Origin of the sequence: Waltera acetigignens (genome assembly GCF_025567015.1) — a bacterium.
GTDB classification, from domain to species: domain Bacteria; phylum Bacillota; class Clostridia; order Lachnospirales; family Lachnospiraceae; genus Acetatifactor; species Acetatifactor acetigignens.
On record NZ_JAOQJO010000014.1, the window covers coordinates 70441 to 88889 of the forward strand.

Annotated in this window: 17 protein-coding genes and 8 tRNA genes; all 25 read right to left on the bottom strand. The window is 48.1% G+C overall.

All coding sequences use genetic code 11. The features are described 5' to 3' along the window. Window positions 1-6: 6 nt before the first annotated feature. On the bottom strand, window positions 7-1032 hold the full coding sequence (locus OCV96_RS13395; protein WP_262594712.1) for a substrate-binding domain-containing protein: 1026 nt from the start codon (window positions 1030-1032) through the stop codon (window positions 7-9). A gap of 200 nt (window positions 1033-1232) precedes the next feature. Then, window positions 1233-2729 (bottom strand): 4-alpha-glucanotransferase, encoded by a 1497-nt coding sequence (malQ, locus tag OCV96_RS13400; protein ID WP_262594713.1) that lies wholly within the window; start codon window positions 2727-2729, stop codon window positions 1233-1235. Between the two features lie 113 nt (window positions 2730-2842). Beyond that, window positions 2843-2916: transfer RNA gene (locus OCV96_RS13405), tRNA-Val, on the bottom strand. A 12-nt stretch (window positions 2917-2928) separates the two neighbouring features. Next, window positions 2929-3010, bottom strand: a tRNA-Leu gene (locus OCV96_RS13410). Window positions 3011-3142: 132 nt separating this feature from the next. After that, entirely contained in the window at window positions 3143-4522 is a 1380-nt protein-coding gene (locus OCV96_RS13415) for an MATE family efflux transporter (protein ID WP_227063523.1), read from the bottom strand. Window positions 4523-4608: 86 nt separating this feature from the next. After that, window positions 4609-4681 (bottom strand) — tRNA-Lys (locus OCV96_RS13420). 9 nt (window positions 4682-4690) lie between these two features. After that, window positions 4691-4762, bottom strand: a tRNA-Gln gene (locus OCV96_RS13425). 48 nt (window positions 4763-4810) lie between these two features. Further along, window positions 4811-4884: transfer RNA gene (locus tag OCV96_RS13430), tRNA-His, on the bottom strand. Window positions 4885-4925: 41 nt separating this feature from the next. Then, window positions 4926-4999: transfer RNA gene (locus OCV96_RS13435), tRNA-Arg, on the bottom strand. A 119-nt stretch (window positions 5000-5118) separates the two neighbouring features. Beyond that, window positions 5119-5193, bottom strand: a tRNA-Pro gene (locus tag OCV96_RS13440). A gap of 84 nt (window positions 5194-5277) precedes the next feature. Then, window positions 5278-5760: a metallophosphoesterase family protein gene (locus tag OCV96_RS13445; protein WP_022312032.1), complete on the bottom strand. Its 483-nt coding sequence runs from the start codon at window positions 5758-5760 to the stop codon at window positions 5278-5280. After that, window positions 5738-6349, bottom strand: a complete 612-nt coding sequence (locus OCV96_RS13450; protein WP_118503557.1) for an XTP/dITP diphosphatase — start codon at window positions 6347-6349, stop codon at window positions 5738-5740. The genes OCV96_RS13445 and OCV96_RS13450 overlap by 23 nt, the downstream gene beginning before the upstream one ends. Before the next feature lie 37 nt (window positions 6350-6386). Then, complete coding sequence (locus OCV96_RS13455; RefSeq protein WP_022312034.1) at window positions 6387-7457, bottom strand: N-acetylmuramoyl-L-alanine amidase family protein; 1071 nt, start codon at window positions 7455-7457, stop codon at window positions 6387-6389. 5 nt (window positions 7458-7462) lie between these two features. Beyond that, a complete protein-coding gene (locus tag OCV96_RS13460; protein WP_227063521.1) occupies window positions 7463-8614 on the bottom strand; it encodes a THUMP domain-containing class I SAM-dependent RNA methyltransferase in 1152 nt (383 codons plus the stop codon). A 115-nt stretch (window positions 8615-8729) separates the two neighbouring features. Then, window positions 8730-8879, bottom strand: coding sequence for a hypothetical protein (locus tag OCV96_RS13465; RefSeq protein ID WP_022312036.1), 150 nt, complete (start codon window positions 8877-8879; stop codon window positions 8730-8732). Window positions 8880-9294: 415 nt separating this feature from the next. Next, the gene (locus OCV96_RS13470) at window positions 9295-9792 is read right to left on the bottom strand and encodes a DUF1700 domain-containing protein (RefSeq protein WP_262594714.1); all 498 of its coding nucleotides are present in this window, start codon (window positions 9790-9792) and stop codon (window positions 9295-9297) included. Between the two features lie 140 nt (window positions 9793-9932). Continuing rightward, window positions 9933-10006, bottom strand: a tRNA-Arg gene (locus tag OCV96_RS13475). A gap of 77 nt (window positions 10007-10083) precedes the next feature. Then, on the bottom strand, window positions 10084-10374 hold the full coding sequence (locus OCV96_RS13480; protein ID WP_262594715.1) for a hypothetical protein: 291 nt from the start codon (window positions 10372-10374) through the stop codon (window positions 10084-10086). Between the two features lie 122 nt (window positions 10375-10496). Next, window positions 10497-11423, bottom strand: a complete 927-nt coding sequence (gene pyrF, locus OCV96_RS13485) for an orotidine-5'-phosphate decarboxylase (RefSeq protein WP_022312039.1) — start codon at window positions 11421-11423, stop codon at window positions 10497-10499. A 127-nt stretch (window positions 11424-11550) separates the two neighbouring features. Continuing rightward, window positions 11551-13944, bottom strand: a complete 2394-nt coding sequence (locus OCV96_RS13490; protein WP_262594716.1) for a ribonucleoside triphosphate reductase — start codon at window positions 13942-13944, stop codon at window positions 11551-11553. Window positions 13945-14340: 396 nt separating this feature from the next. Beyond that, window positions 14341-15672, bottom strand: a complete 1332-nt coding sequence (locus OCV96_RS13495; RefSeq protein WP_262594717.1) for an MATE family efflux transporter — start codon at window positions 15670-15672, stop codon at window positions 14341-14343. Between the two features lie 152 nt (window positions 15673-15824). Next, window positions 15825-16448, bottom strand: coding sequence for a DUF4317 family protein (locus OCV96_RS13500; protein WP_022312940.1), 624 nt, complete (start codon window positions 16446-16448; stop codon window positions 15825-15827). 47 nt (window positions 16449-16495) lie between these two features. Continuing rightward, window positions 16496-17113 (bottom strand): histidine phosphatase family protein, encoded by a 618-nt coding sequence (locus tag OCV96_RS13505; RefSeq protein WP_118537972.1) that lies wholly within the window; start codon window positions 17111-17113, stop codon window positions 16496-16498. Window positions 17114-17315: 202 nt separating this feature from the next. Further along, a complete protein-coding gene (locus tag OCV96_RS13510) occupies window positions 17316-17651 on the bottom strand; it encodes a glycoside hydrolase family 30 beta sandwich domain-containing protein (RefSeq protein ID WP_207665419.1) in 336 nt (111 codons plus the stop codon). After that, window positions 17563-17985, bottom strand: coding sequence for a hypothetical protein (locus OCV96_RS13515; RefSeq protein WP_262594718.1), 423 nt, complete (start codon window positions 17983-17985; stop codon window positions 17563-17565). Before OCV96_RS13515 ends, OCV96_RS13510 begins: the two co-directional genes overlap by 89 nt. Window positions 17986-18449: the final 464 nt, after the last annotated feature.

The following is an 18449-nucleotide window of genomic DNA, read 5'->3' on the forward strand; positions in this document are numbered from 1 at the left end:
CCCGCCTCACTCTGCCTCTTCCTGTTTGCCTAAATACTCTTCCACGTTGCTCTGATCGATCACGGTAACATCTGCCGTAAAATACTGGCTCGTATAACCGTAATTGTAATATTCCTGCAACGCATCCACACAAAATGCCCCCATCTGTTCCGTGTCAATGGAGATCGTTGCTGTGATGACATTGCGTTCGATAGCCTTTAATATAGTATCCGTGTCATAATATCCGAGAATGGCGATCTCTCCCACACAGTTGTAATCCACCACAGCCTGGTAGACACAGGTCGTACTCAGTTCGTTCAGACAGATGATAATATCCGGAAGAGTCTGGTCCATAAAAATATCCCGGATGGACTCCTCGACGGAGAAGGTATTGGTGTCATCCACCGTGATCAGAGACATCTGGATCTCCGATCCCTGAAGCTTCTCCTGTTCCAGAGCATCCTGAATTCCGGAACACACGATATTCTGGGCAGAATTCAGTGCGTGAGCATTCATCAGTACCGCTACCTTTAACGGATCTTCTGTATCCTCTGCCGCTGCCAATTTCAGCACCTGTCTTCCATACTCTCTTCCCAGATTATAACTTCCCACACCCACAAAGCTGCATCTGGCACTGTGGGTATTGTCTCCATACAGGGTAACTACCGGAATTCCACGGTCTACCGCCTCATCAATCAGCTCCGACATCTCGTCACTTTCATCGGATTCCACCAGAATACCGTCCACACCGGATGTCATGGCGATCCGCATAAGGTCGGATCTGGAATATTCCTGAGACAAGTGCTCCCCCAGCAGGTCCACATATACATTTTCCGCCTGCCCCCGCTCATAGGCTCCGCGGTATACCGACTGCCAGAAGTCCGGCTTCCGATCCTCCGTGATCATCACATAATACTGGTCATATTTTTCCTTTTCTGTTACTTTATGAAACTCCCGCACATAGGAACGAAAAATAATTGTGCATATCGAAATGACTGCAATAACAAACACCAGAAACCCTATAATGATCCCCTGGCCTCTGTTTCTGCCCATTTTTTCAGCCTTATGACGCATATGTATCTCTCCCAAACCGGAATCCCTGACAGAATTCCGCCCAATCTACTGTTAAAGATACCATATAAAAATGCTATTTTCCACATTCGTGCAAAAATGTCCAAAAATATACAGATAGTCCACTAAAAAATGCTATTCCCCGGAACTAAAATACGGAAGGCTTATCGCCTTCCGCATTTTTATACTCTTGCATATAATTTTGCCATTTTATAAATCTTCTTCGCCAGCTTTGGATCCAGTGCATTCTTATCCATACGCCATTTCCAGTTGCATCCCAGAGTGGAGGGCGTGTTGATCCTGGCGCTGCTGTCCAGCTCCAGATAATCCTGCATGGGAATGATTGCGGTATCCGCACAGCTGGACAATGCTGCCCGGATGATCTCAAAGCAAAGCTTCTTGTCATTCTTATGTCCCAGATATTTCTTTGCAAATTTCTTGTCCTTCTCCGGCATATTCTGTAAGAACCCCACCGCAGTATCGTTATCGTGGGTTCCGGTATAGACCACACAGTTCTTGTCATAATTGTGCGGCAGATATTCACTGTCATTTCCGGCATCAAAAGCAAACTGAAGAATCTTCATTCCGGGATACCCGGTCTTCTTCACCAGCCGGATCACGCTGGGAGTCAGAAATCCCAGATCTTCCGCGATCACTTTCTTCCTGCCCAGTTTCTTCTTCATGACATCGAATAATTCGTAACCGGGGCCTTTTTCCCAATGGCCGTTCTCCGCCGTCGGATCTCCGTAAGGAACGAACCAGTATTCATCAAAGCCGCGGAAATGATCAATACGAAGCACATCATACAGCTGATAGCAATAGGCGATCCGCTGCATCCACCACGCATAACCGGTCTTCTTATGATAACTCCAGTCGTAGAGTGGGTTGCCCCATAACTGTCCGGTCTCGGAGAAACAATCGGGTGGACATCCCGCCACTCCGATGGGCCGGCCTTCCTTATCCAGCTGGAACAGCTTCGGGTTTGCCCAGGTATCGGCACTGTCAAATGCCACATAGATGGGAATATCCCCTACGATCTCAATACCTTTCTTATTGGCATAGGCTTTCAGTTCTTTCCACTGTTTTGCAAACAGGTACTGTTGGAAGCAATAAAATGCGATTTCTTCCGCCAGCTTCTTACGGTATTTGCGAAGTGCCGCTGCTTTTCTGAGACGGATGTCCTCGTCCCATTCCATAAAGCAGACACCGCCAAAAGCATTTTTCACCGCCATATACAGAGCGTAGTCATCCAGCCAGTACGCATTTTCCGTAAGGAATTTCTGATAGTCTCCGGTCTCTGTAAGACCCTGTTCCCTGGCATTGTCAAACGCAATTTTCAGGACTTTAAAACGGGACAGATAAATCTTCTCATAGTCCACATAATGCTCATTGTCTCCGAAATCATAGCTGTCACAGATCTCTTTTGTCAGATAGCCGTCTTCGATCAGAAGCTCCAGGTCAATATAGTAGGGGTTCCCCGCAAAGGTGGAAAAGGACTGGTACGGAGAATCGCCGTAGCCGGTAGGGCCTAACGGCAGGATCTGCCAGAGATGGTTGCCTGATTTTTCCAGGAAGTCCACAAAACGGTAACTTTCCTTACCGAAAGTTCCGATACCATATGTCGAGGGAATACTGGATATCGGCAGCAGAATTCCCTGTTTTCTTACATTTTTCTTCATAGCTTTTGTATTCCTTTATATTTCTGTGCTTTCGTACATTACTTATCCGATGCTCTCTGATTAAAAAAATAACTATTCAGTCCTTGTCATGAGCTCTGAATAGTTATTTCGAGTGGAAGCAAGGGGGCTCGAACCCCTGACCTTTCGCGTGTGAGGCGAACGCTCATCCCGGCTGAGCTATGCTTCCATAATTACGCAATGCGGATAACAGGACTTGAACCTGCACGTCTGTTGACAATAGAACCTAAATCTATCGCGTCTGCCACTTCCGCCATATCCGCTTACTAACTGCCATATCTGACGATTAGCTTAAAACCTTGACAAACGGGAATGCTCTCTGCCAAAGGACCTTGAATAATTATACTCTTCCTTCCTTTTGCTTGTCAAGCATCCCCGCCGCATCTGTTTCTATTTTATTCTGTAATCTCTCTTGTCGTTACTGGTTCTCCAATGTGGCATATGATCTTTTTATAGATCCTTACGAGGAAATAGGTACTTAAGAGCAGGCTGGCCAGTTCCGCGATGGGAAAGGCCCACCAGATCAATGTCACTTCACCGCTTAAGGACAAAAGCTTTGCCACCGGAAGCAGCACGCACATCTGTCTGGCCACGGACACGATCATACTGTAGACGCCGTTACCCAGTGCCTGGAATACGCTTCCCACCACGATACAGAAGCCAGCAAACACAAAGCTTAGGGAAATGGTCTCCAGCGCCGGAACACCGATGGCGATCAGGCTTTCCTCCGCATCAAACATACGCATGAGCTGTGCCGGGAAGATGTGCATTACAATCAGTCCCACGCACATGATACCCACACCGTAAGCCACACTATGCTTAATCGTCCTAATAACCCGGTCCTTATGCTCTGCGCCATAATTGTAGGCAATGATAGGCACCATGCCGTTATTCAGTCCAAACACCGGCATAAACACAAAGCTCTGCAGCTTAAAGTAAATGCCGAACACTGTCTGGGCGGAACCGAATGCCGCCAGGATCAGGTTCATTCCATAGGTCATCAGGGAACCGATAGCCTGTACCACGATGGAAGGGGCTCCCACCTTATAAATCTGTCCGATCAGATGACCGTTGGGATGGAATCCTTTCATGGAAATATCCAGTTCCTTATTGAATTTCAGATTAAACCATAATGCCATGGATGCGGCAACGATCTGTCCAAACACGGTAGCCACTGCAGCACCGGCGATTCCCATGCGGGGCATACCGAAATACCCAAAGATCAGGATCGGATCCAGAATGATATTGATGATCGCGCCGGTTGACTGGGTAATCATCGTATATATGGTCTTACCAGTAGCCTGTAGCAGCCTCTCAAAAGTCGTCTGCAGAAAAATACCCATTCCCGCCACACAACAGATCGTCAGATAGGTCACACCGTATTCCCGCACCTCCATAACTTCCGTCTGGCTGGAAAAAAACGGTCTGCTGATCAGTGCACCGATCACCGCAAAGCCTATATAGCTGGCAATTGCGATAAAAATACCGTTTCTGGCAATAATATTGGCTTTCTCAAAATCCTTTTCTCCCAGGGTTCTGGACAAGAAGGCATTGATACCTACCGCTGTTCCCACCGCCACAGCGATCATCAGACTCTGGATGGGGAATGCCAGAGATACAGCACGTAGGGCATATTCGTTGATCCTGGACACGAAAATACTGTCCACAATATTGTACAGTGCCTGTACCAGCATGGAGATCATCATGGGCAGTGACATGGAGATCAGTAATTTGTCTATGGGCATGACACCCATCTTGTTTTCTTTCGTCTGCATAGTATTTCCTTTCTTCTATAAAATGGAATAAAAAAAGCCCCGAAAGGGGTTTTCAAAATGTGAGGATGCTGTATAAAAGAAACAAGTGAGGCATGGGGGATTCGAACCCCCGACAACTTGATTAAAAGTCAAGTGCTCTACCGACTGAGCTAATACCCCATAATAAAACAGGGCTAGCTGGATTCGAACCAGCGAATGCAGCAGTCAAAGTGCTGTGCCTTACCGCTTGGCGATAGCCCTATAAATATGACACCAAGCGTGCCATTACGACACTTCACTCATAATAAAGGTGGATAAAGGGATTCGAACCCTTGGCCTCCAGAGCCACAATCTGGCGCGCTAACCAACTGCGCTATACCCACCATGCGAGACAGTGATGACCAAAAGTCTTCCTTATCTCAAATGTGCTCGAAGGGATTCGAACCCCCGACCCACGGCTTAGAAGGCCGTTGCTCTATCCAGCTGAGCTACGAACACATATCTGTCTGTTATCTACATCAGCGAACCGACGAAGCATATTGTAACTTATCCGACATCATTTGTCAACAGTTTTGTATTAATTTTTTGAAAAATAAATACAAAATCCAAGTTACACGTCGGGGTGACAGGATTCGAACCTGCGACCCCCTGGTCCCAAACCAGGTGCTCTAGCCAAGCTGAGCCACACCCCGAAGCTGCGTTATCGCGGATTTCCGCAACGCAGATGTTATTATAACCCAGAAATTTTCTATCTGTCAAGAGAGAAGTTTGAAGCATTACTGGCGAAGATAAGCAATCGTAAAATGCACCTTTCCCCTTCTGTCAATCTCCATGATCGCATAGGAAGGCTGGCGTCCCTCCTGTCTCGGATAGGACAGACTTCCCGGGTTCACGGCAATGATGTCATCATCAATATCGATCACCGGCCGATGGGTATGTCCGTACAGCACGATATCAACGCCCCGGTCAATGGCCTCTTTTTTGATAGTCTCATTTCCCATGGATACATAATAATTGTGTCCGTGGGTCACCCATACTTTGTAGGATCCGATATCCAGTGTGATCTCTCTGGGGAGATCCGAGAAAAAGTCATTGTTGCCCAGAACGATATAAACCGGGCATTCTGCCGCAGAAGAAAGTGCATATTCACTGCCCTCCGCATCTCCGCAGTGGATCACCATGTCCGGGTGGTGCATCTCCAGTACTTTGAAGTAATTCTCATTCTTTTTATGGGTATCACTTACGATCAGTATCTTCATATTTCTTCAGTTCCTCTTTCATCAGCTCCAATGCCTTACCTCTGTGACTGACCTGGTTCTTCTCTTCTTCTGTCAACTCCGCCGTAGTCTTGCCGAATTCCGGTACGTAAAAAATAGGATCGTAACCGAATCCGTTGGTCCCCTTCTCTTCATATCCGATCCGCCCTTCGATGGTGGCTCTTGTGGTAAGTTCTCTGCCGTCCGGGAGCACTGCTGCAATGGCACAGACGAATCTGGCAGTACGCTTTTCCTCCGGCACTCCTTCCAGTCTCTGGATCAGATTTGCATTTTTTATGGAATACGGCGTATCCTCTCCCAGATATCTGGCAGAATAGATTCCAGGTTCCTTATTCAGGGCATCGATCTCCAGTCCGGAGTCATCCGCCATCACGATATCTTTCGTAAAAGCAGCCACCGCACGGGCCTTGATCAGTGCATTCTCTTCGTAGGTCTTACCGTTTTCTTCAATATCTGCTTTAATGCCCGCATCTTTCATGGATACGACTTCCAGACCGGTATCCTCCATGATCATGCGGATTTCTTTGATTTTTCCGGCATTGCCGGTCGCGAATACGATTCTTCCCTGCATATTAACTCCTTGCCGCATTTGTGTTCTTATATAGTCATCATTGCGTATTAGTATAAACCTCGGAAATAGCTTCTGCAATACCTTCCGCCAGCTTTTTTTGATAGCTTTCCTGTTCCAGCAGCTGTCTCTCGCTGCTGTTGGTCACATATCCGAGAGAAATTCTGGCTGCCGGGATCTTCAGCTGCCACAGAATGTCATCTTCCTCCGCCGGGAACAATCCAATGGCCCGGTTGCTGGAAGCCACCGTCACTTGTCTGGTCACGCAGTCGGCCCATTGTACATTTCCGAAATCCGGCAGATAATACTCATCATTGTATTCTGCCCGGATGCCGTAGGTACTCTCCTGTGCATCATCTGCTGACAGTCCGATCTCCAGGTACAGATCTGCATCCACCCAGTCAGCGAAGCTACGCCTTACTTCCTGTGCGACCTCTGTATCTTCTGTACGGGTAAGATATATTTTTACCATGCTTCCTTCCAACAGCTGTGCCGTCTGTCTTGCCACCTCCAGAGCGATGTTCTTCTCCTCACATCCGGAATCGGCAACGCCTCTGTCCCTTCCGCCTCCCACGGGATCCAGCACTACGATCCGGTCGTAAGATTCTCTGGGATTGACAAAATCGATCTTCAGAGTTCCCTCTTCCAGAGTACTGTGATACTCCAGGATCTCCTTCATGGACAATCTAAGCAATACGCCCTCGTTCTGTGCTTCACAGATGCCGTTTCCCACCAGGCTGAAATCTCCGGTAAGCTGATGTTCCCGGTAAAAAGATTTTCTGCCGTTCTGCACATAGATCCAGAGTTCCCTTTCCATGTAATGATTTTCCACCACTACATTTTCCGCTTTCGTACCGGTCTCCAATGGTATACAGATCTCCCGTTCTGCCTTCCTGTCTTCCGCCATGGCCAGCTGCATTTCATGGGACCGTTCCGCCTGATTCTCTGTGACCAGACCGCCCTGTTCCTGACTTAACGCGGAGATCACCACCGTCTTATGCGCTGCCGTCCAGAGCATGATGCCCATAGACATACTTCCCAGCAGGAGCCAGAGGATCAATGTAATGCGTCTATTCTGTTGTTGATCCCTGATCTGCAGTAAATTTTTCATTTCTTCTAAACGTCTCTTCTCTTCGGAGGCTTCGGTCCCAGAAACTGATAATAATAAGTCTTCATCATTCCGTTGTAGATCTTGCGGTTCTTGTCCGCTTTCCTGCCGATATCCTTCTCTGCCTGCTCATAGGCAGTGATCAGATACATACTCCAGGAATCCAGTTCCCGGAATCGTTCTCCGATGGTACGGTACAACTGCGGCATCTGGCTCTTATCCTGCAAACGCTCTCCATAGGGAGGATTGGTGATAATAAAGCCGTATTTCTTCGGGTGATGAAGCTCTTCCACACCACGACGCTGGAAATGGATCAGCTTGTCCACACCCGCCATCCGTGCATTTTCTCTGGCGATCTTCACCATATCCTCGTCAATATCATAGCCCTGAATATCTGTCTCCACTGACAGATCGATCATCTCTTCCGCCTCATCCATTGTATCATACCATACCTTTTTTCCTATGATATGGGGCCATTCTTCCGCCGTAAAACTGCGGTTCCTGCCGGGTGCCATATTGGCCGCCATCATGGCTGCCTCAATAGGGAAGGTGCCGCTTCCGCAGAAGGGATCCACCAGGATCCTGCCCGCATTCCAGGGAGTCAGTTCGATCAGTGCAGCAGCCAGATTCTCCGCAATGGGGGCTTTTGCCGTCAGCTTACGATATCCTCTCTTATGTAAGGACTCTCCGGTGCTGTCCAGTCCCACGGTCACTTCATCCTTCATCAGGAATACCCGGACAGGGAAATTTTCTCCATCTTCAGGGAACCAGCTGATCTCATACTGGGCCTTCAGCCGCTCCACCATTGCTTTTTTCATAATGGACTGAATATCTGAGGGGCTGAACAATTTGGACTTTACACTAGCTGCCTTGGCCACCCAGAATTTGCCGTCCTTCGGAATGTATTCTTCCCAGGGAAGATTTTTCGTGCCCTGAAACAGTTCTTCAAAAGTCTCCGCATGAAAACTTCCGATTTTGATAAGGATTCTTTCTGCCGTCCGCAAAAAAATATTTGCTCTGCACAAAGCCTCCTCATCTCCGAAAAAGGTGACACGACCATCCGCCACTTCTGTAATATCATATCCCAGATCTGTGATCTCTCTTTTTAATACTGATTCCATACCGAAATGGCAGGGAGCAATCAATTCAAAACGTCTCATTCGTTCCTCCGGATCTTAGTCATCAATTATTGCACATATAAAGTTATTATATATGGATTCTGAAAATATGTAAATAGGGCTGCCTTACGGCAGCCCCTGAAAATTATGCACCCGATTAGCAGCTCTTGTTCTGCTCCCTGTTGTTGCTCTGATTCTTATTCTGATTCTGGCTGTTCTGCTTATTCTGGGAGTTCTTACTGTTCTCGCTCTCGTCATAAGAGTTGTTATACTTGTTCTGATTGTTCTGTTCATAATTGTTAGACATATTTGTGACCTCCTGATAGGAAATATCTTTTTTAGTTACAGGAGTAGTATGTCTATTTCGCACAAAAATATGCCCAAAAATTATGGTACTTTAGAACTAAATTTCTTCTTGCATTTTTATATCATTAGTACTATAATCATAATTGTAAATAGAAACCCCTTCATGATTCTATTTGCACCCTTATGTATTATTTATTTATACTCCCCTCATGAGAGTCACCAGCTTCCCCCTGGTGGCTCTTTACGTTGGAACTATTCAGAGTCAATAAATATAATCGGAGCAACCGTCAGATGCTCGCATCTGTAAGGTACTCCGATTATATTTATTTGACGAAGTAACCTCAATGAGCAAAAAGTAAGCCTCGCAGAGGCGTTTTGCGAATCGAGGGACTATGAATAGCTGATTTATATAGTTGCTAGTTAAGCCAGTCCCGAAATAATTTCACCAGGAACAATACTACCACAATCGGAATCAGTACCGGTGCCAGTAAAGACAATACGGAAAATACCGCACCGAAGATCAATACTACCACCAGAATCCCAAGGATCAGCCACACCCAGCCCGGAAGCTTCGCCAGAACATTTCCCACCTTACTCTGGTGTGTTCCGTAGCCATCCTCTTCCTCTGTATAACTACGATGGACATTCTGTCCGGCAGCCTCCCGATACTCTCCGTTGCCGTAGACCGTGTTCCGGTAGCCGGAACGGTTGTCTCCACCGTTGGTCTGAATGATTGTGCGGGCGATCAGTCTGGGATCTCCCAGGCTCTCTAAGACTTCCTCTTCTGTCCTGCCCTTGCGGATCTCTGTATTTATATAATCCTGGTAATAATTTACATTATCCATGACCAGACCGGGAGAAACACGCCCATTCAGCGCCATCCGCAGTCGGTCCACAAATTCCTGTTTGTTCATACTTTCACGACTTCCTCCATTTACATCATCATTTTAGCATGACATAAGTACCACGTAAATATACGGATCGGGAAGTATTTCTAAAACTTTTCTAAAATGCAAAATAAAAACCCCGGAGATATCATCTCCGGGGCTTCCGATGTACGTGACAGGATTCGAACCCACGACCTTCTGGTCCGTAGCCAGACGCTCTATCCAGCTGAGCTACACGTACATTCACAGGTTTTCGCCTGCAACAGTATGTATTGTAACTGCTGCGGGCGAAAATGTCAATAGAATTTTTCAATTTTTTCAAACAATTTTATCTGCTGCCTGCTTTTCCGTAGCCTGTACGACTTTTACGTCGTATTTTTCCAGGATGGCCTGCTGGAATTCTTCGTAGTTATCTTCATCGTCATAGCAGGCATATTCAATCTCAAGGGGTTCCTCTGTCTTCATCAAAAGCATTCCCAAAAGAGACTTAGCATCCATGGCAGTCTTCTGCATACGGATATCGATTGCATCATCGCATTCATTGCAGGTATCTACAAAATGTCTGATATCATCCTCCGAGTGGAAGGTAATATATAACTTTTCTTTCATCCTCTGTTCTCCCATCTGTCCGCTTGCGGACACCCCATACATTTATAACTATTCAGAGCCAAAAGTAAAGTCTCAAAGAGACGATTTTGCGAATGAGACTCTGAATAGCAGCTGTCTTCTGCCTAGCGTGCTGCCAGCGCCTGTGCGATATCTTCACGCATATCCAGTACTGCCGCGCGGGAAGCATCTGCATAATTCTGCTCGCCAAACTGTGCGTATTTCTCCTGCTGGTATGCAGCAATGATGCCACGGGAAGAGTTGATAATGGCACCCAGTCCGTCCTCATTGAAAAAATGTACCAGATCTGCGCCTTTACCGCCCTGTGCACCGTAACCGGGCACCAGAATAAATGCCTTGGGCATTACCTTACGCAGTACTTTGCCCTGCTCAGGATAGGTCGCTCCTACGACAGCACCTACATAGCTGTAGGAATCACCCATACAGTCAGCTCCCCAGGCTGCTACCTTTTCTCCTACCAGCTCATACAGAGGTCTGCCGTTCACCAGCTGATCCTGGAACTCGCCGCTGCTGGGATTGGAAGTCTTCACCAGTACGAAAATACCTTTTTTCTCTTCCTTACAGATCTTCACAAAAGGATTTACACCGTCGGATCCCAGATAAGGGTTCACGGTTACAAAATCTTCATCAAAACCGTAATAGCTCTTGCTGCCTACCTGTACTTTGCCCAGATGTCCTACCGCGTATGCTTCGGAAGTGGATCCGATATCGCCGCGCTTGATATCGCCGATGACGATCAGGCCTTTTTCCTTACAATAATCCACAGTCTTCTTAAATGCCACCATGCCGGGAATACCGAACTGCTCATACATTGCCACCTGAGGCTTCACAGCGGGTACTAGATCATAAATAGCATCCACAATCCCCTTATTGTACTGCCAGATGGCCTCTGCAGCACCTTCCAGTGTCTCACCGTATTCGGTGAATGCTGCTTTCTTAATATATTCCGGCACGAATTTCATCATAGGATCCAGTCCTACCACGATCGGTGCGTTGGTTTCTTTGATTCGAGTGATCAGTTTGTTGATCATATTTCCTCCGTTCTGCAATCATTTTCATTGCATTTTATTTTCTCAATTGTATAAATTTCCCTCTGCGGTGTATCTGTAATAACCGCAGAAAAGGCACCGCCTTCGGGCGATGCCTCCTGACCTGTTTCTATTCTACCCCAACTAATGTCAGTTGGTCAACGTACTTCTTGATATTTGAAGCATTTACATACTTTTTATGGCTGTCACCGTTTACCACCACCAGAGTCGGTGCCTGCATTACACCGTAACGTCTTGCCAGCTCCATATTCTCCTCCGCATCGATGGTCACGTAGGGTACATTTTTCAGATATTCCTTCACCAGCTTACAGTTGGGACAGGTCTTGGTGGTGAACAGATACTTGATGTTCTGCGGCTGCTCCACTTTTACATCCACCTCTTCTGCAAAATTGGACAAGGTCACCACGCTTCTGGTGGGACGCTTCAGGGAAGAATGTGCAATATCATACTCTGTTCTGTTGGCGTATTCCTGTAGCTTACCATCATTCCAGTTCTGTACCGGACGATAGTAACCGGTGATACGGCTATAGACCTCGGTCTTCGCCCCACAGTGAGGACATACCTTCACTTCGCCCGCCAGATAACCATGCTCCTTACAGATGGAATAAGTCGGAGACAGGGTGTAATAGGGCAGCTTGTAATTGGAAGCTATGGTGCGTACCAGAGAAGCCGCTGCCTTCCAGTCGGGAAGCTTTTCTCCCAGGAATGCATGGAACACTGTGCCGGAAGTATACAGGGTCTGCAATTCATCCTGAATATCCAGTGCATCGAAAATATCCACGGTATAGTCCACCGGCAGATGGGAGGAATTCGTATAATAAGGGGTATCTCCGGGCTTTCCGGCCGTCTTGATGCCGGGCCAGCGCTTTCTGTCGTGCTTTGCCAGACGGTACGTGGTACTCTCCGCAGGGGTTGCCTCCAGATTGTAGAGGTCTCCGTACTGCTCCTGATAATCCGCCAGACGCTCTCTCATATGGTTTAGTACTTCCTTGGTGAACTCCTGGGTCCTGGGATCGCTCATATCCGCTCTCAGCCAGTTGGCATTTAAGCCCACTTCATTCATACCGATCAGACCGATGGTGGAAAAATGATTCTCAAAGGTTCCCAGATACCGCTTGGTATAGGGATACAGTCCCTCGTTCAGCAGCTTCGTAATGACACCGCGCTTGATCTTCAGGGATCTGGCTGCAATGTCCATCATGTGGTTCAGTCTTGCGTAAAACTCGTCCTTGTTGGCAGACAGATATGCGATTCTGGGCATATTGATGGTGACAACGCCCACGCTTCCGGTGCTCTCGCCGGAACCGAAGAATCCTCCGGTCTTCTTGCGCAGTTCCCGCAGATCCAGACGCAGTCGGCAGCACATACTGCGGACATCACTGGGCTGCATGTCAGAATTGATATAATTGGAAAAATACGGTGTACCGTATTTTGCGGTCATCTCGAATAACAGTCTGTTGTTCTCGGTGTCGGACCAGTCAAAATCCTTTGTGATGGAATAAGTCGGGATCGGATACTGGAAACCACGGCCGTTGGAATCGCCCTCGATCATGGTCTCGATAAACGCCTTGTTGACCATGTCCATTTCCTTTTTACAATCCTTATATTTGAAATCCATCTCCACACCACCTACCAGCGCCGGCAGCTCTGCCAGATCATCGGGCACCGTCCAGTCTAGCGTGATATTGGAAAAAGGAGCCTGTGTGCCCCAGCGGCTGGGGGTGTTGACACCGTAAATAAATGCCTCGATGCATTTTTTCACTTCGGGATAGCTTAAATTATCTACCTTTACAAATGGGGCAAGATAGGTATCAAAGGAAGAAAATGCCTGTGCTCCCGCCCATTCGTTCTGCATGATCCCCAGGAAATTTACCATCTGGTTGCATAGCACGGATAAGTGTCTCGCCGGAGCAGAAGTAATCTTGCCGGTGATGCCGCCCAGTCCTTCCTTGATCAGCTGCTTTAAGGACCATCCGGCACAGTAGCCGGTCAGCATGGACAGATCATGGATATGGATATCCGCATTCCGATGTGCCTCTGCAATCTCTTCATCATAGATTTCAGACAGCCAGTAGTTCGCCGTCACCGCACCCGAGTTGCTTAAGATCAGACCACCTACGGAATAGGTCACCGTGGAGTTCTCTTTCACACGCCAGTCTTCCACCTTGACATAACTGTTGACCACATCCTTGTAGTCCAGAATGGTAGACTTCATGGCACGCATTTTCTCCCGCTGCTTGCGGTACAGAATATACGCTTTCGCCACCTCTTCATAGCCGGCCTGTCCCAGTACACGCTCCACACTGTCCTGAATGTCTTCCACGTGGATCTCGTCATTCTCCACCTTTTTCTGGAAATCCGCAGTTACCCGTAACGCAAGAAGATCAATAATGTCATTATTGTAGCTCATCTGCGTCGCAGTAAAAGCCTTCATAATGGCATCATTGATCTTCGTCAGTGTAAAGTCCGCTTTGGAACCATCTCGTTTGATTACCTGAAACATCTTATGTACCCCCTTACCTTCGTGTCCCCATGGGCTTTCGCCCGTAAAACCTATCACGGTCTATTCTACAATACTTTGTAGGGGAAGTCAATTAAAGGATACAAGATATTGTGTATACATCAGTTCACCCGTCGATTTGTGCGGAGACGGCTTTACGCTTGCGTAAGGAGCCGGCTCTGTGCAAATCGACGAGGGGAGCGCCATCTCATGAGCAAAAGGCAGCTGCGTAGCAGCGGAAAGCCTCGAAGAGGCGATTTTGCGAATGGCGCGGGGTGAACGGCCGCGGGTACGAATGGCGCGGGGTGAACGACCACGGGTACGAATGGCGCGGGGTGAACGACCACGGGTACGAATGGCGCGGGGTGAACGGCCGCGAATGTGAACGGTACTCGCCTCTTACGCTCTCTTCCACACCCTGTGGTACAACACATACGCCACCACCGCAGTCACGCTCTCCGTGCAGACAAATGCCCCCCACACACCGGTGACGCCGATCAGGCGGCTCAGCACAAATGCCGCAGGAATGATCACCGCCACATACCGCATCACGGAGATCACCAGGGAAGCCATGCCCTGTCCCAGCGCCTCCAGTGCGCCGGAGCTGGTCACCGACACAGCGGACAGAATAAAGCCCAGACTGATGATGTGCAGTGCTGTAATACCGATGGTAACAGTCTCCGGATTCTCGGTGAACAGTCCGATCAGTCCTCCGGGGATCAGCCAGCACAATGCCGTGCCGATAGCCATGATCCCGGCAGTCAGTTCCAGCGTCAACCGGTAGATCTGCTCCACACGCTTCCGCTCTCCGGCACCGTAATTGTAACCAATCAGCGGCCGGATGCCCTGAATGATGCCATTGGAGGGCAGATAGATAAAGGTCTGCAGCTTGTAATAAACGCCCAGTACCAGCACATACGCACCCGAATAAGCCGCCAGAATACCGTTCAGTGCGGAAATCAACAGAGACGGCAGTGCCATATTCAGCGTAGCCGGAATGCCGATGCCGTAGGTCTTGCCACAGATCTCTCCTTCCGGTCGCAGATAAGTTCTGCGCAATTTTACCGGCAACGGATCCAACACATAATAGATGATATATACTAATAACGTGATCACCTGACCGATTCCGGTAGCCAGAGCCGCTCCGGCGATCTCCATCCGGGGAAACGGTCCGATACCGAAGATCAACAACGGATCCAACACAATATTCGTCACAAATCCGGCGATCATACTGACCATGGTGGCACGCATCCGGCCCACCGCCTGAAAGATTTTCTCTAACGTGATACCTCCGGTGACAATGGTGGAGAACAGGAATACCACATTGGAATATTCCATGCCCAGTGCCCGCACGGTATCGCTCTTCGTAAACATCCCTAAGAACCAGTTCATGCCGCAGAGGAATAAGATCATAAGCAGTACGCCGTGCAATACTCCCAGCACCATGCCCTGGGTTGCCGTCTTATCCGCTTTTTCCTGATTCTGTGCTCCCAGATAGAAGGAGATCATGGCATTCACACCCACACCGAAGCCCACTGCCACCGCCGTCAACAAGTTCTGTGCCGGATAGACTAAAGACAATGCCGTCATGGCATCTTCACTGAGCTTCGCCACGAAATAACTGTCTACAATGTTATAGAGGGAATTAAATGCCATGGACAGCATCATGGGAAGTGCCATGGACATGACCAACGGGAATATCTTCTTTTCTTTCATATAAGTCTGGTTCATTTTTCCTCTCCTTAAACAACAAACGCCACACAACATTCCTGCTGTGTGGCGAAAATAAGATCGATATCTTGAAAAATCCACTCCCTTACGGGTTTTATGACCGGTTATTCATTTTGTTCCAGAGCGTATTATAGGGAAGAAATGCCTTTCTGTCAAGCCTGTACGCCCAGTATTTTTGCAAATAACTGTGCCCCTTCCTCCGCCTGATAGATATTGATACCGTCAATGTCTGTGCTGTGGTTGGCAAAGGCAGGGTACAAAAATCCCGCCTCCGGTTTTCCGGCCTCGTAGTCTCCGGTCACCGGACTGATCGTGCCGATGAGAAACTGATAGACTTCCTCGGACTCCCACTGGTTCTCTTTGTCTTTTCCCTTGGTGGGTACATCGTAGCTGCCGAAGAAAAGATAAACGGCATAAGGATATCCCGGCTGGTATCTCTCCCCAATATATTCATAGAGGGAGTACAATAATGCATCATTTTTCAGTTCGCACTGCCGTAATGCCTCCAATAACTGCATAATGCTGCCCGGTTTCCGGGCTCCCTGATCCAGCCGGTAATTTTTCAGATTCACATTGGTATTGGAATAAGGTACCGTCTTGGCAATATTCAGATTTTTCTCTTTTTCGCTTCCGGACAACTTCAGAAAATGAGTATTAAAAGTACCGTCAATAAACCCTTCTTCGTCCATATAGGCTCCTGCAATTCTGGAAAAACAGTTGCGGGACACGGTCATTCTTCTGGTCAGTTCCAGCATGTCTTCTCTGTCTATGTGCATTCTTAACCTCTCACCTTTCAGCAGTCTGCAAGCTCTGTATCCGGAACTTACAGCAGTTTGCTCTTCGTATTTACACTTTCACTGTCCTGATATTCCAACAGAGACAGCTTTCCTTCCCGGCATTCCAGAATCGCAGTAGCACAGTTGCCCATATGGAAATGCCAGAAGTCGCTGACCGGAATATCCAACACCGCATTCAGGATACTGCGATTCAATGCTCCATGAGCTACCACCAGCACTGTTTCATAAGTTCCCTCCAACGGCAGCAACACCTGCTTCACGAACTCGCCGCTTCTGGCATACAACTGGGCAAAACTTTCCGCTCCCTCGGGCGGGAGATAGCTCCCCGGATCCGTAAACGGACTGTTGGCCCCCTCCCGGATTTTACGGACATCGGTCCCTTCCCATGGTCCGAAATTGAGTTCCCGGAGTCTTTCGTCTGTGGTCAGCGTAATTTTCCTCTCGCCCACAATGGTCTCTGCCGTATGTCTTGCACGGATCAGCGGGGAACAAAACGCGATTTCAAAAGGAACTTCCTTTAATCTCTCTGCCGCTTCCGCCGCCTGCGCAAAACCTTGAGCATCCAGGTCAATATCCGTCTGTCCCTGCAGCCGCCCCGCCTGGTTCCAGTCTGTCTCCCCGTGTCTTACCAAATAGATTTTCATATATCTGTATCCTCATTCTTCTGTCGTAACTTACTTTTCTTCTGCCTACATTTTTCACTTGCCCTGTTATCCACAGTGGTCTGTTTCAAAATACTACGGTTTCCACCGTTCTGTCAACCTGCTCCCCGGACGTATACGCAAAAACAGTGGGTTCCGCTCCCGGTTCCCGCTGTCTTTTTCATAATTGCCTATATCGATTTTCTTATTTTTCGATCTCCGCCGTCATAATGGACTTTGCCTTTGATGTCAGTTCCGCACAGTACTCTCCCAGCCGCAGATACACCGGAATCTCTTCCTCCGTCCGGTTTAAAAGCACCACCGTGATCCGCCCGTCCTTTTCAAACGCCGTCACCTCGATCTTATCTGTGTATCTGGTAACACCGATCCGCTGTGCTCCCGCTTTTAGGAAATGTGTAAAATGCCACAGGTGCCCGCGGCTGCGGTATTCCTCAATGTAACGGCAGATATACTCTGCCCAGCGCTTCCGGTATTCCGGCTTTAATTTGCCGCCGTTGTTCCGCTCTCCATTGGTCTTCATGTAGACCGGCGGACTTCAGGGGGGACAGGAGGATATCCAGCTTCCCGACGTAAGCTTTCTCCGCCGCATCCAGCAGTGGCAGAATGTATTTTTCCACTCTTTCAAAAGAAAAGTGTTCAAAATTCTCATCCGCCTCTTCCCCGTCTGCTTCGTAATGCGCCAGGGAAAAATCGCAGCTGTCTATAGGAATCCGGACACGATAGGTCTCTGTTTTGGCATCTGTCGTTGCAGCGCCTGCTCCTGTTGCTTCATTTGTTCCGCTCTGTCCACATCCGGTCAGCCTGGATACTGCCATGGTTACCGCAAGTACGGTAGATAATAATTTACGCTTCATACACTCGTCCTCCCAATAGGTAAATATTGTTTTTTGTATTTATCATTATCACTGACGGCCGTCTGTTTTATTTGATAATTGAATTCTACCATTAGTTTCCATCAGGCAACAGATAGCAAATTTTCAAAAAGGGGGATTTTTTTCGAATGGAAAAAGGTGGATAATATTACACTGTAAATGGAAAGTTACGCGAGCAATGAGCCGCGCATAGGCATAGTGAAGACAGCGATGGGCGCTCGCGCATGATTCGCTGTCTTTACTTATGCCGAGATGCGGCGAACGCCGTGATATGAAATAAGATTGGCAGCGTTTTATGCTGACAATCTTATGAATAGCGTGGCTCATTGCGGAGGGGTTTATCTTCGGGACATAGTAGAAGAAAAATGTAGATTACGCCCCGCTTGTCGGAAACTTCCGGGGCTCAACAGAGAAAAAACATGGATTACGCCCCGCTTGTCGGAAAC